General features: G+C 61.4%; 14 protein-coding genes and 1 tRNA gene. 7 read left to right on the top strand and 8 right to left on the bottom strand.

The genetic code is table 11. The features are described 5' to 3' along the window. Positions 1 to 35 precede the first annotated feature (35 nt). A complete protein-coding gene (locus ABMA46_RS07270; RefSeq protein WP_348998654.1) occupies positions 36 to 800 on the bottom strand; it encodes a hypothetical protein in 765 nt (254 codons plus the stop codon). Positions 801 to 804: 4 nt separating this feature from the next. After that, positions 805 to 1,035 carry an Arc family DNA-binding protein gene (locus tag ABMA46_RS21360; RefSeq protein ID WP_425475704.1) on the bottom strand — a complete coding sequence of 77 codons (231 nt, stop codon included), beginning with the start codon at positions 1,033 to 1,035 and terminating at the stop codon, positions 805 to 807. Positions 1,036 to 1,137: 102 nt separating this feature from the next. On the opposite strand from ABMA46_RS21360, the gene ABMA46_RS07265 reads away from it, so the two are divergent. Together ABMA46_RS07265 and ABMA46_RS21355 are read left to right on the top strand one after the other, a co-directional pair. Next, positions 1,138 to 1,335: a hypothetical protein gene (locus tag ABMA46_RS07265; protein WP_348998653.1), complete on the top strand. Its 198-nt coding sequence runs from the start codon at positions 1,138 to 1,140 to the stop codon at positions 1,333 to 1,335. Positions 1,336 to 1,391: 56 nt separating this feature from the next. After that, complete coding sequence (locus ABMA46_RS21355; RefSeq protein WP_425475712.1) at positions 1,392 to 3,086, top strand: recombinase family protein; 1,695 nt, start codon at positions 1,392 to 1,394, stop codon at positions 3,084 to 3,086. Here the strand turns inward: ABMA46_RS21355 and ABMA46_RS07250 are convergent. Further along, a tRNA-Met gene (locus tag ABMA46_RS07250) sits at positions 3,043 to 3,119 on the bottom strand. The two genes, ABMA46_RS21355 and ABMA46_RS07250, sit on opposite strands and share 44 nt — an antisense overlap. A 273-nt stretch (positions 3,120 to 3,392) precedes the next feature. Between ABMA46_RS07250 and ABMA46_RS07245 the strand changes: the two genes are divergently transcribed. Further along, positions 3,393 to 4,352 (top strand): Gfo/Idh/MocA family protein, encoded by a 960-nt coding sequence (locus tag ABMA46_RS07245; protein WP_348998650.1) that lies wholly within the window; start codon positions 3,393 to 3,395, stop codon positions 4,350 to 4,352. Positions 4,353 to 4,464: 112 nt separating this feature from the next. Here the strand turns inward: ABMA46_RS07245 and mnmA are convergent, their stop codons facing one another. Beyond that, complete coding sequence (gene mnmA / locus ABMA46_RS07240; RefSeq protein WP_348998649.1) at positions 4,465 to 5,655, bottom strand: tRNA 2-thiouridine(34) synthase MnmA; 1,191 nt, start codon at positions 5,653 to 5,655, stop codon at positions 4,465 to 4,467. Positions 5,656 to 5,919: 264 nt separating this feature from the next. Between mnmA and sciP the strand changes: the two genes are divergently transcribed. Next, positions 5,920 to 6,195, top strand: coding sequence for a CtrA inhibitor SciP (gene sciP, locus ABMA46_RS07235; protein WP_006203587.1), 276 nt, complete (start codon positions 5,920 to 5,922; stop codon positions 6,193 to 6,195). A gap of 422 nt (positions 6,196 to 6,617) precedes the next feature. Here the strand turns inward: sciP and ABMA46_RS07230 are convergent, their stop codons facing one another. Continuing rightward, positions 6,618 to 6,992, bottom strand: a complete 375-nt coding sequence (locus ABMA46_RS07230; RefSeq protein ID WP_348998648.1) for a flagellar export protein FliJ — start codon at positions 6,990 to 6,992, stop codon at positions 6,618 to 6,620. Between the two features lie 461 nt (positions 6,993 to 7,453). On the opposite strand from ABMA46_RS07230, the gene ctrA reads away from it, so the two are divergent. Then, positions 7,454 to 8,149 (top strand): response regulator transcription factor CtrA, encoded by a 696-nt coding sequence (gene ctrA / locus ABMA46_RS07225; RefSeq protein ID WP_054311454.1) that lies wholly within the window; start codon positions 7,454 to 7,456, stop codon positions 8,147 to 8,149. A gap of 114 nt (positions 8,150 to 8,263) precedes the next feature. On the opposite strand, the gene ABMA46_RS07220 is transcribed toward ctrA, so the two are convergent. Further along, the gene (locus ABMA46_RS07220) at positions 8,264 to 8,629 is read right to left on the bottom strand and encodes a response regulator (protein ID WP_348998647.1); all 366 of its coding nucleotides are present in this window, start codon (positions 8,627 to 8,629) and stop codon (positions 8,264 to 8,266) included. A 182-nt stretch (positions 8,630 to 8,811) separates the two neighbouring features. Beyond that, entirely contained in the window at positions 8,812 to 9,441 is a 630-nt protein-coding gene (gene chpT, locus ABMA46_RS07215) for a histidine phosphotransferase ChpT (RefSeq protein WP_348998646.1), read from the bottom strand. 337 nt (positions 9,442 to 9,778) lie between these two features. Between chpT and ABMA46_RS07210 the strand changes: the two genes are divergently transcribed. Both ABMA46_RS07210 and ABMA46_RS07205 read left to right on the top strand, forming a co-directional pair. Beyond that, a complete protein-coding gene (locus ABMA46_RS07210) occupies positions 9,779 to 10,360 on the top strand; it encodes a DUF1134 domain-containing protein (protein WP_348998645.1) in 582 nt (193 codons plus the stop codon). A 101-nt stretch (positions 10,361 to 10,461) separates the two neighbouring features. Then, positions 10,462 to 11,559, top strand: coding sequence for a coiled-coil domain-containing protein (locus ABMA46_RS07205; protein ID WP_348998644.1), 1,098 nt, complete (start codon positions 10,462 to 10,464; stop codon positions 11,557 to 11,559). Between the two features lie 12 nt (positions 11,560 to 11,571). On the opposite strand, the gene ABMA46_RS07200 is transcribed toward ABMA46_RS07205, so the two are convergent. Next, positions 11,572 to 12,369, bottom strand: coding sequence for a TrmH family RNA methyltransferase (locus ABMA46_RS07200; RefSeq protein WP_348998643.1), 798 nt, complete (start codon positions 12,367 to 12,369; stop codon positions 11,572 to 11,574). Between the last annotated feature and the right edge of the window lie 19 nt (positions 12,370 to 12,388).

The raw sequence follows: 12,388 nt of genomic DNA, 5'->3' as shown, positions 1-12,388 counted from the left end.
GATCGCGTGCAATTAATTTCAAATTTTAATCGAATTTATGAATTGGGGAGCGCCTTCAACAAATGCTCCCCAATCTCCACGACCGTAGCAGTGTCGCAAATCATCTGACCATGTATTGTGACCGGGCGAGCCTTCTCGCCATAGGAATGCATCATTACCGGCTTGAACGTCCCAAGTGCTCTTTGCTTCGCCATCAACTCGCCCCAGAGCTCAAAATTGCGTTCTCGTATAGCCTTGCCGATTTCATCCTCTATATGGCGGTACTCTTCGGCATCTTTGTCATTAAGGGTGGCGGGGGGGATATAGACGGGGATGCGATGCGCCACCGCATGCCTGTAATTTTTGAGATACCCAAACCACGGGTCACATTTGACCAGATAGTCACGAAGTTCGGCGGGCAAGCTCTCACGTACACGAAGGTTTTTGGGTCCAAACCCGACCACCCCATCGGAAATCGGGACGCCCTTCTTATTCCGAAGATCGGTTTCCACGCACCAAATCCGGGCCATGTTGTCTATCGCTCCATAGACGTTGACTAGAAACGATTGAACGAAGGCTTCGGCGTCGTGACGTACCTCCTTGGAGGGTGACTTCTCGGAGTTTGGCGGAATGATTGCGAACACGCGATCCGTCAAATGCACCAATGCCTGAATGCGGCGGGACAATCCGTGCTTTGCGTACTCGGACGCTGCATCGGTTTTGTACTTGCGGCCTAGAAAGCGAAGGAACAAATCGTTAGCGGACGATGACCATTTCTTTTTGCCTTCGGATAGCTCTTTCAATGCATCTGCAGAATACATCGACCTATGCCTTGCTCTCCAGCGCCACAACGCGAACTTTGAGGCCATGAATTTCTTGCCGTAATTCCCCTAGTTCCCAATCGGCTGGCCTGGTGAAGTCCGGCACCAACGATGCTTCAAGCCTCATCCTGATTTCGGCATTCAGGGACCGGCCTGCCTGATTGGCGGCTTGCTGTAGCGCCTCGCGTAACTCATCCGGGAGACGCAGGGATAGGGGGTCAGATCGGTTTGCCATTAACCCTGTCTAACACGACCGGCTTGCGCCTGACTATGTGCTGCTCTATGTATTACATTGTAATCTATTAGATTACAAATCGGCTATGGAGCAATCACTGAAATGAGCAACAGCCCAACGAGCATCCGCTTTCCCGAAGACCTGAAACAGTGGGCGGAAACCCGTTCGATCCGCAATCACCGCAGCGTTAGTGCCGAGGTCGTGGCCATTCTTACCGCCGTTCGCGAGGGCGAGGAGACCGGGTCCGGCTTTGAACGCTTCGCCAATCCGTCCGGCACCCCCGGCACCGTCGAACTGTAAGGAATAATCGACATGACCATTCATTCATTTGCCGACGCTGCCGAAGGGAACTCTTGATGACCAACCATCTTTTGCAAGATAAGCCGCGCCGGGCAGCGGTTTACGCCCGGTTTTCGACGGACCTTCAGAACGAGAAATCCGCCGAAGATCAAATCGACTTGTGCCGGGCTTTTGCCCGGCGCGAGGGCTTCCACGTCGTGCAGGCGTACAAAGATGAAGCCAAGTCGGGCGCATCGCTGCATGGCCGGGCTGGCATTCTCAGCCTGCTTGCCGATGCCAACGCCCGCAAGTTCGACGTGGTGATTGTCGAAGCTTTGGATCGCCTGTCCCGAGACATGGCGGACATGGCAACGATCTACAAGCAGATGCAATTCCTTGGCATCAAGATCATCGCCGTGCACGAAGGCGAAGCCAACACCCTCACAGTGGGCATGCGGGCTATCTTTGCCCAGCTATTCCGCGAGGATAACGTGCACAAGGTCCGGCGCGGCATGGGCGGTAAAATCAAACAGGGATTGTCCGCTGGCGGCAAAGCCTATGGCTATGAGCCTGACCCAGCGAACCGTGGCAAGCCCAGGATCGTACCCGACGAAGCCGCTATCGTGCTGCGCATTTTTGAGGAATACGCCAAGGGCACTAGCCCGAAGGCCATTTGCCATCAACTCACGCGGGAGGGCGTTCGCCCGCCACGGGGCGAACAGTGGTCCCCGTCCGCCCTTGTCGGCTTCAAGTCCCGTGGCACCGGTATTCTGCGCAATCACATCTATGTCGGCAAGATCGTCTGGAACAAGGTCCGCATGGTCAAAGAACCCTACACCGGCAAGCGCCTGTCGCGACCGAACCCACCGGATAAGTGGCATACCGCCGAAGCTCCAGAATTGCAGATCGTGCCCAACGACTTGTTTGACGCCGTGCAGGCCCAGCTTGTGAGCCGTGCTCACGTTGCGAAGGAAGGACGCATCGGGGCCAACAACAGGCCCAAGCGGCTCCTGTCCGGCCTTCTGAAGTGCGCCGCGTGCGGTTCGGGCATGGCCGTGGCCGGTGTCGATAAATCGGGACGGACGCGGTTGCGCTGTTCAAGGCACACAAACAGCCGGTCATGCCCCGATCCGAAAACGTACTACCTTCAGGGCGTGGAGGACTTGGTGATTAGCTCACTGGCGCAAGAACTCGCGACCCTGGAACGTATCGAGTTTTACGCCCGCCGTTACATCGAAAGCCGGTTCAAGGAAGACCGTGACAATCACCGCAGGCGGGCGGACATGCAAAAGCGTCTAGCCCAGATCGAAGCCGAGAACATGCGCCTTGTAAAGCTCATGCTTCAGGACGGGGCGGACACGAAGACGCTGGGCGCGATCACCAAGGAGAACGGACAGGAACGCGACCGGATCGAATTGGAGCTTTCCCGTCTCCCGCAGGGCAGCAACGTCATCCTGCACCCAGCAGCCATCAAGGCTTTTGCCAAGAAGCTGCTTGCGCGGAACTCCGATCCGCTCCGCTCAAATCGCGCCAAGCTGGAAATGACGATGACCGCCTTGGACGACATGGGCGAGCTTGGCCCGATCATCCGGGAGTTGATCCACTCCATCACCCTGCACAAGGATGATGACGGCAGCATCGGCATCGAAGTTGAGGGCTACCTGACCCCGTTCCTTCAGAAGGACGGTAAGCCTTGGACAGGCCATGAACCCTTGGGGGCTGTGGCGTTGGTAGCGGAGGAGGGATTTGAACCCCCGACACAAGGATTATGATTCCTCTGCTCTAACCAACTGAGCTACTCCGCCACGCAACGAAGGCCGTCGGGCGCGTTGCGCTTCCAGCCTTCATCGAGGTCGCGCGGATATAAGGGGGACCCTGCAAAGCTGTCAAGCGCGGCCGGCGCCTAGCAGGAGCGAATTTACGGGAAGGGGCGGGCCTTGCGGGTTTGTCGCCGAAGTCGCTTGCGCGTCTCCGAAAGCTGCTTGCGCGTCTGCGGGCGCATTTCTCGGCGCCGGGGTTGAGTTCGCTCCGGTGCGCCGCTATGTGTCAGCCACGAAATCTTCGAGTTCATTCCTTTGATGAAACCGCGCATTGCAGTCCTCGGATGCGGATACTGGGGTTCCAACCACATCCGCACCCTGAAAGGGCTGGGTGCGCTTCACGCGGTTTCGGATGCCAATCCCGCCCGAGCGGAAGGCTTCGCCAGCGAGCAGGAATGCCTGGCGATCGCGCCGGACGACCTGTTCACTCGCGACGATGTCGACGCCATCGTCATGGCGTTGCCGCCGCAGTTCCATGCGGAGGCGGCGACCAGGGCGGTGGAAAACGGCAAGGACGTGCTTGTCGAGAAACCCGTCGCGCTGACGGTCGAGGATGCCGAGCGCGAGGTGGCCCTCGCCGAGGCCAACGGCCGGGTTTTCATGGTCGGCCATGTATTGCGCTTTCATCCCGCCTTCGAGAAGCTTAAGGCGCTCGTCGATGACGGCGAGCTCGGCGAGGTTCGCTACATCCACTCGCACCGGTTGGGTCTCGGCAAATTCCATACCGAGAACGACGCCTTGTGGGACCTGGCCCCGCACGATCTGTCGATGATCCTCGCCATCACCGGCACGGAGCCCGACGAGGTGCGCGGCGAGGGGGCTGCGCTGCTCGATCGCCTGAGCGATTTCGCGCATCTCCACATGCATTTTCCCAACAATATCCGCGGCCATCTGTTCGCGTCGCGGCTCAACCCCTATCGCGAGCGGCGGCTCACCGTGGTCGGCACCAAGGCGATGGCCGTGTTCGACGACGTCGAGCCCTGGGAGCGCAAGCTTGCCGTTTATCGCCATGCGGTCTGGCAGGACAGCGGCCACTGGGCCTTCACCGCCAACGAGCCGTCCTATGTGCCGATCCGGCAGGACATGCCGCTCACGCGCGAATTGCAGCATTTCATCGACTGCATCGAAACGCGTCAGCGACCGCGCACGGACGGCGAAGAGGCGATCCGCGTGTTGCGCATCCTGACTGCGGGAACCGTCACCCATAACCGGGTCTGAATAGGGGCCGCCAAGCGGTTCTTACTGGACGCAAGACGGCGATCTGTCTTTTTTGGTATCGAATTTTCCGAAAACCGGATTCCGCCAGCCGGTCAGGCGCTCCAGATTTGGGCTATTCCGCTGCGAGCGGGGAAAGGCGACGCCCGAGGTCGGCCAGCAGTGCCTCGGCCTCGGCGCCGCGCTCCGAGCGGCGGATGAAGCCGCCGCCGAACACGCGCGCGTCGTCGCCTTCGTCCGAATAGAGCACGCAGGCCTGGCCCGGTGCCACGCCGGCCTCGCCTTCGGCAAGCTCCACCCAGGTCGCACCGTCGCGATGATGAAGCCGGGCCGGGCGCGGCGGGCGTGTGGAGCGCACCTTGGCGAACACCTCCATGCCGTCGGCCGGCAGGTCTTTCAGCGCGCCGTCACCAAGCCAGTTCATGTCGCGCAGATGCACCTTGCGGGTTTCCAGCGCCTCGCGCGGACCGACGACGACGCGCGCGTTCTCGGCATCGAGATGGACCACGTAGAGCGGCTCGCCGGACGCGACGCCGATGCCGCGGCGCTGGCCGATCGTATAGCGCAGAATGCCGTCGTGGCGGCCGAGCACGCGGCCGTCGATGTGGACGATGTCGCCGGGGTTGGCGGCCGTCGGCTTCAGCTTCGAGATGATGTCGGAATACTTGCCCTGCGGCACGAAGCATATGTCCTGGCTGTCGTGCTTGTCGGCCACCACCAGCCCCATCTCGGCCGCGAGTTCGCGCACGCGCAGCTTCGGCAGATGGCCGAGGGGAAAGCGCAGGTAGTCGATCTGCTCCTGGGTGGTGGCGAACAGGAAGTAGCTCTGGTCGCGGTCGGCGTCCGCCGGCCGGTACAGCGCCCGGTGCGCCCCATTGGCCCTGGAGCGGATATAGTGGCCGGTCGCCAGCGCGTCGGCGCCGAGATCCTTCGCGGTCGCCAGCAGATCGGCGAATTTGACCGTCTGGTTGCAGGAGACGCAGGGAATGGGCGTCTCGCCCGCGACGTAGCTTTCGGCGAAAGGATCGATCACCGCCTCGCGGAAGCGTTCCTCGTAGTTGAGCACGTAGTGGGGAATTCCGATGGTTTCGGCCACGCGGCGGGCGTCGTCGATATCCTGGCCGGCGCAGCAGGAGCCGACGCGGTGTGTGGCCGCGCCGTGGTCGTAGAGCTGCAGCGTGACGCCCACGACATCGTAGCCTTCGCGGGCGAGCAGGCCGGCGACGACGGAAGAATCGACGCCACCCGACATGGCGACGACCACGCGGGTCGCCGCTGGAGGGGCCGGAAGGTCCAGGCTGTTCATCGTATGCGTATCCAAGGTCTGCGCTCATGCCGTCCAAGGACGGCGCATCTGCCGCGAATATAAGTCAAGCCTCGCCGGCGCGCCAGCCGAAGGCTTTGCTGCGGGCCTGACAGCGAACTGCGGGCATTTGCCTCAAAGGCCGGTGAAAGTCCTAACGCGACGTTCACGATCGTTACCTAACGATTAGGGAACGCTTAGGCAAATTTTAAAGCTGCGGCGGTAACGTCACGGTGATTGGGTCTGTGAGTTTCAGTAGAGAGTAAGATGACCGATCTGGTTAGACCGCGAGTCAAATATGTTATTGGACCGGACGGCAGTCCGCTGACGATTGCCGATCTGCCGCCTACGAATACGCGACGCTGGGTGATCCGCCGCAAGGCCGAAGTGGTCGCGGCCGTGCGGGGCGGCCTGCTCAGCCTGGAGGAAGCCTGCCAGCGCTACAAGCTCACCACCGAGGAATTCCTGTCCTGGCAAGCCTCCATCGACGAATACGGACTGGCCGGGCTGCGCACGACGCGTATCCAGCAATACCGGCACTAGCCGACAGGCGACGAAGGAGAAAAGGTGCGCAGGACCGCGCCTTTTTTGTGCGGCGTCCGCCGATGCGTGGCGGGACTTGCCGGCCAGTCGAGGCGTTGCTGAAAACAGCGGCCTTCCTGCCTATCTGTGCCGAAGCGTAAAGAACTGGGCGCCCGACAGACAGGGCTTCCGGACGCATGTGCGCGAGCCGACAGCGCGGAACGCCATGTTTTCTAAAGCGGTCCCCGATAATCGTGATGCGCTTGATGGTGGGATTGCGTTGACGACCTGCGCGCGCTGATCAAATGATTTCGGGACTCTATCGGCGTGGGCTGCCGGCGCCGATTACGGTTTTGCCGCCCGAACATGGCGGCAGGAAACGGCGGGGCGGATTCAGCGCGTGGCGTCAGGCGACGTCAGTGCAAATCGAGCGGCGACCGGGCTCAGCCGATCATGGCGCTGCGGTTGCCGGCGTCGTCGCGAACGCGGGTATCGCGAGATTCCAGCATTTCCGCCTTGGAAAGCTCCGCTTCAGCTTCAGCGAGTAGTGATTCGGCAGCATCGCGCTGCTGTGCGAGGTCGGCCTGGGAATTCTGCAGGTTGTCGCGCCGCTGGCGTGCGGCCTTGGCGAAGGTTGGATAGGCGAAATGATTGATGTCGGTGATGCCGGCCTTCTTTTCCTCGGCAACGATCTGGAGATCCAGTTCGGAGGCCATGCGTTCGAACTCGGCGATCATCATGTCGAGCTGAAGGAGCTGCCGGCGCTTTTCATTCACCTGGAACTGCTTCAGCCGCACGAGGTTCTCACGTGACTTCATGATTCGATACTCCCTCACACGCGTACCTGCACATACCGTTCTATCCGCCTCGCAAGGCCTGTCTGCGCCCGTGTTCCCGGCTGTTTTCCCCCGGCATTGTCCAAACTATGGGAAACGATTCCCTAAAGTTTTTTAACGCCGGTAACCATTCGTTTACGGGCATTGTTAATCATACGGGCGAGGACTTAAGGGCGGGTAAAAATCCGCCCGCCAAATTCAGACCAAAGGAGCGATTCGGTAGAGTCGCTTAGCGGAAATTTCTAATGTGGTGCATTAACGATCTTGGTGTCGGATTCATCTTTTGATTCAAGCTGGTGTGGAATGGGGTTAAAAAATCTGATATCGCTTGCCAAGCGGAATCAGTTTTTGTTAACCATTTGGTGCCAGCCTCGGTTCAGGCAATCGCTGCTCCGGTCCCGGACGGGTCTTGAGATGGATCGGCAGCAGAAAAGGGGAATGAAATGCGTGTTCTGCTGATTGAAGACGACAGTGCGACCGCACAGAGCATCGAGCTGATGCTGAAATCCGAGAGCTTCAACGTCTATACGACCGATCTCGGCGAAGAGGGCGTCGATCTCGGCAAGCTCTACGACTACGACATCATCCTTCTCGACCTGAATCTCCCCGACATGTCGGGATACGAGGTGCTGCGCACGCTGCGCCTGTCCAAGGTCAAGACGCCGATCCTGATCCTCTCCGGCATGGCCGGTATCGAGGACAAGGTGCGCGGCCTCGGCTTCGGCGCCGACGATTACATGACCAAGCCCTTCCACAAGGACGAACTGGTCGCCCGTATCCACGCCATCGTGCGCCGCTCGAAGGGCCACGCCCAGTCGGTCATCGCCACCGGCGAACTGATCGTGAACCTCGATGCCAAGACGGTGGAGGTGAGCGGCCAGCGCGTGCACCTGACCGGCAAGGAATATCAGATGCTGGAGCTGCTTTCGCTCCGCAAGGGTACGACGCTCACCAAGGAGATGTTCCTCAATCATCTCTATGGCGGCATGGACGAGCCGGAACTGAAGATCATCGACGTCTTCATCTGCAAGCTTCGCAAGAAGCTTGATGCGGCGTCGGGTGGCCAGAACTACATCGAGACGGTGTGGGGCCGCGGCTACGTGCTGCGTGAGCCGGAAGAGATCCGCGAAAGCGCGTAAAATCAATCGGATAGAGAATTAGCGCGTCGCGAATAGGGAAGGTATCGGGACGATCGTCTGGTCGTCTCTCGTCTTTTTCCTATTCGCGACGCGCTATTTTCGCTGTTGGCCTGATCACGCGGCGTCCGGCAGCGAGCGGAAACGTTCCAGCAGTTGCGGACGGTTGAAAGGCTTCAGCAGATAGCCTTGCGCGCCGGCACGCTTGGCCCGCATGATCGCGCCGATATCGACCTCGACAAGCGAAACGAGGATCTGAGGCGTGACCGGGCCTTCGATGGTGCGGAGGCGCCGGATGAAATCCTCTGCCTCCATGTCGGGAAGGCTGCTGTCTACGACGACGATGTCCGGCATGTCGGAAGCGCACATTTCGAGGGCGTCGAGGCCGTTTTCAGCTTCCGCGACAGCCATCTCCGTTCCCAATATGCGTTTGGCGACCTTGCGGATGACGCTGGAGTCGTCGACGAGCAGGCATCGTTTCATGTCCGGGTTCCCCTCTACCGCCCGCGCGCCGGAAGCCTCGAGCACCCCGACTGTAGGCCGTTTCGGTAAAGAAGCCGAAAAGCGGTTGGGTAAAATTTTTGCAAAGAAACCGCCGACGCCTCATCTTCGGCAGCCGTTCGCGCCCGCCATCCTGCGGCATGGACGCGAGCGATGCGAAAGCGTCAGGCCGCGGTCAGCACAATCTCGTCGGCGGTGGCATGGATGGACACTTCCATTCCCGACTCGCGCGCCAGGAGAAGCGTATAATAGGGTTGCACGGAATGGGCGTCGATCGGCTCCTCGGGCTTGTGCCCGGAATGCAGTTCGAGGAACTTCGGCGGAACGCGCAGCATCGGCCCGCTCGCCGACAGGGTGAAGCGCGGATTGGCTTCGAGGTCTTCCAGCTTGACGGTCAGCTTGCCGCCGCGCGGGATGGCCGCGTTCGCGACCAGGATCAGATTGAGCAGCAGCTTGACCTTGTTCTTCGGCAGCAGCGCGCGGGCGCCTATCCAGGTGAATTCCGGTTTCTCGTTCTTCAGGAACGAGGTGGCGACGGCTTCCGCATCCCCCGTGTCGATCAGCATGCCGGCCGAACCGGCGGCGCCGAAGGCGATTCGGGCGAACTGCAGCCGGGCGGACGCGTTGCGTGCGCTCTGGCGGATGAGGTTCATGGCGTCCTCGTCGGCGCCGCCTTCATCCAGCAATTCGAGCCCGTTGTTGATCGCGCCGACCGGAGAAATGATGTCATGGCAGACCCGGCTGCACAGCAGCGCGGCAAGATCGGCCGGAGAGAGGGAAAACAGGTCTGGCATCAATATGTGTCCCTGCAAAAATCAATCAACATGAGGTGGAGTGCGGTGCATCGCGCTCCGCCGTCGAATCCTGCAACCGTCCGCATGCACGGTGATACAGAGTGTCGCTTCATGCGGCAAGAAATCCGGAATTTGCACCCGACCCAGACGGGTCTTAAGGAATGAACGGTTACGACCGCGAAAAGCCGAGCGGCCTTCGAACTGCCATCTTCATGTGAAAGCTTAATGGTTGAAAAAGGATTACGGCATAGTTTGCCCGTAAGGCATTGAAGCGGCCGGAAAGAGCCGCGAGGTGCGAAGGCGTCGGCGAAAGTGCTCCCTGACGGAGATTGGAAGCATGTTTTCCCGATTTTGCGGCTCCAGGCTGGTCCGCGCTCTATTCCTGACATTCGCCTTCGCCGGCTTTGTCGTCCTGGCTCCGGCCAGATCGCAGGCACAGGAGTACACCGCGCAGGAAATTGTCGATTCGGGCCATCGCTTCTTCGGTGCGACGTCCGGCGGGCTTGCCACCGTCGTGGAGAAGATTTTCGCGACCTATGGCCTGCCCAACGGCTACCTTCTGGGCGAAGAGGGTTCGGGCGCGCTCATCGGCGGCCTGACCTATGGCGAGGGCACGCTCTACACCAAGAACGCCGGCGACCATAAGGTGTTCTGGCAGGGTCCGTCGCTCGGATGGGATTTCGGCGGCGAGGGCTCACGCGTCATGATGCTTGTCTACAACCTCGATGACGTGAACAGCCTTTACAACCGCTTCGGCGGCGTGGCCGGTTCCGCTTACCTCGTCGCGGGCCTGGGCTTCAACGCGCTCAAGGCCGGCAACATCGTGCTCGTGCCCATCCGCACCGGTGTCGGTGCCCGGCTCGGCGTCAACCTGGGCTACCTCAAGCTTACCCAGTCGCCGACCTGGAACCCGTTCTGAGGGCGTAACGGAATCTCGCCCCTTGCCGGCACGGCGGATTTGGGCCATGCGATGGCGTGATTATCGGTGGCGGCAAAGGCCGTAACGACGGGTAGGGCGTCTTGATCCAGTCCTTGCTGTTCTTCGTGCTGGGCGTTCTCGCCTGCGGCTTCGTGGTCGTGCTCTTCGCGCCCGCCACGCTGCGGCGGACCGCCCGGCTCACGCGGCGGCGCATTGAGGCGACGATCCCGCTGAAAAGGGAAGAGATCGAGGCGCAACGAGACGGCGTTCGCGCCCAGTATGCCATCGAAACGCGAAGGCTCGAGATGGAGCTCAAGGCGCTGCGCGACAAGGCCGCCGGGCAGGCGGTCGAGATCACCCGGCATCAGGAAGCCATCAGGCAGGTCGAGGAAAAGCGCGCCCAAGGCGAAGCGGCTGTTGCCGAATCCGAGGCGGGCAACAGCGCGTTGCGCTCAGAACTCGATCAGCGCGAAAGCCGGCTTCAGCAACTCGCCCAGAGCCTCGCTTCGGCGGAGAAGACCATCGAATCGCATTCGGCGGAGATGGAGAAGCTCGGCCAGATGTATGACGAGGCGAGTTTCTCCTCCTCCAACCGACAGATCGAACTGGTGGCGCGCGAATCGGAACTGGAGCAGATCAAGGAAGATCTGTCCGCGCTGCGCGCCGGGCGCAAGGAGGCGGAGCGCTTGCGCAAGGAAGCGGAGACGGAGACGCGTTCCGCCCGCGAAGCGCTGCGCGGGGAGCGGAAGAAAACGGCCGATCTCGACAAGAAACTCGAGCGGCTGATGGCCACGCTGGCCGACCGGGAAGATAAGATCGAGCGCCGTGAACGCGAGCTGACGCGGCTGCGCGGGGAGCGGAAGAAAACGGCCGATCTCGACAAGAAACTCGAGCGGCTGATGGCCACGCTGGCCGACCGGGAAGATAAGATCGAGCGCCGTGAACGCGAGCTGACGCGGCTGCGCGAGGAGCGCAAAACCGCGCCCAGGGCATCAAACGGCACCGCGGCAAGCGGCGATGCGGCGATGCGCGAGACGATGCAGGACCTCGCGGCAAGGGTCACCGACATAGTGATCCGGCTGGAAGGCCAGGGATCTCCTGCCGTCAAGGCGCTACAAGCCGCCACGCCGGCGTCGGGAACGGCCGCCGGCCCCGTCAGTCTCGCCGACCGGATCAAGGCGTTGCAGAGATCGTCCTGATGGTTCGTCTCGTCATTCCCTGAAGAAATGGTGCATCGCCACTGCTGACGCAGCCGCCACGTTCAGGCTGTCGAAACCGTCGCGCATGGTGATGCGCAGCGTGGTCATGCGCTCGAGCAACGCGCCGGGAAGGCCGGCGCCTTCGGTGCCCAGATAGAGGGCGGTCCGCTCGCCCTGGGCAACCTCGCGGAGGTCGCGCGCGCCGCGCGGCGACAGCGCGAAGGCGTCGAAACCATGCGCGGCGAGGCCGGCATGGAAATCATGCTCGCCGGCGAAAGTCGCATAGGGGACGCGCAAGGCAGCACCTACCGAAACGCGGATGGACTTGCGGTAGAGCGGATCGCAGCAACTGGCGTCCAGGAAGACGGCATCGGCGCCGAAGGCGGCGGCGTTGCGGAAGATCGACCCGATGTTGTCGTGGTTGGCGATGCCGACGAGGACCAGAACCAGCGCGCGCCGCGGCATCGCGGCAAGCAATTCGAGCGCGTCCGGAACCGGCTTGCGCCGGCCGAGCGCCATTATGCCCCGGTGAAGGGGAAATCCCGCTATGGCGTCGATGACCTGGCGCGAAGCGACGTAGACGGGCAGGCCGGGCGGCACCTTGCTCAAGGTCGCTTCAAGGCCGGGAACGCGGTTTTCCAGGAGCAGCAGCGACTCGGCCTCGAAGCGCGGCGATGCGAGGAGCGCGTCGAGAACGACCCTGCCTTCGGCGATGAAGTGGTTTTCGCGACCGACGAGATCGCGCTCGCGTATGTCGCGGTAGGGCGAAACCCGCGGATCGTCCGGGTCGTCTATGTGGATCAGGGTCATGCAGGCCACGCTTTCGCAA

Origin of the sequence: Mesorhizobium hunchu, from assembly GCF_040081975.1 — a bacterium.
GTDB classification, from domain to species: domain Bacteria; phylum Pseudomonadota; class Alphaproteobacteria; order Rhizobiales; family Rhizobiaceae; genus Mesorhizobium; species Mesorhizobium hunchu.
This window is presented reverse-complemented; position numbering and strand designations above follow the sequence as displayed.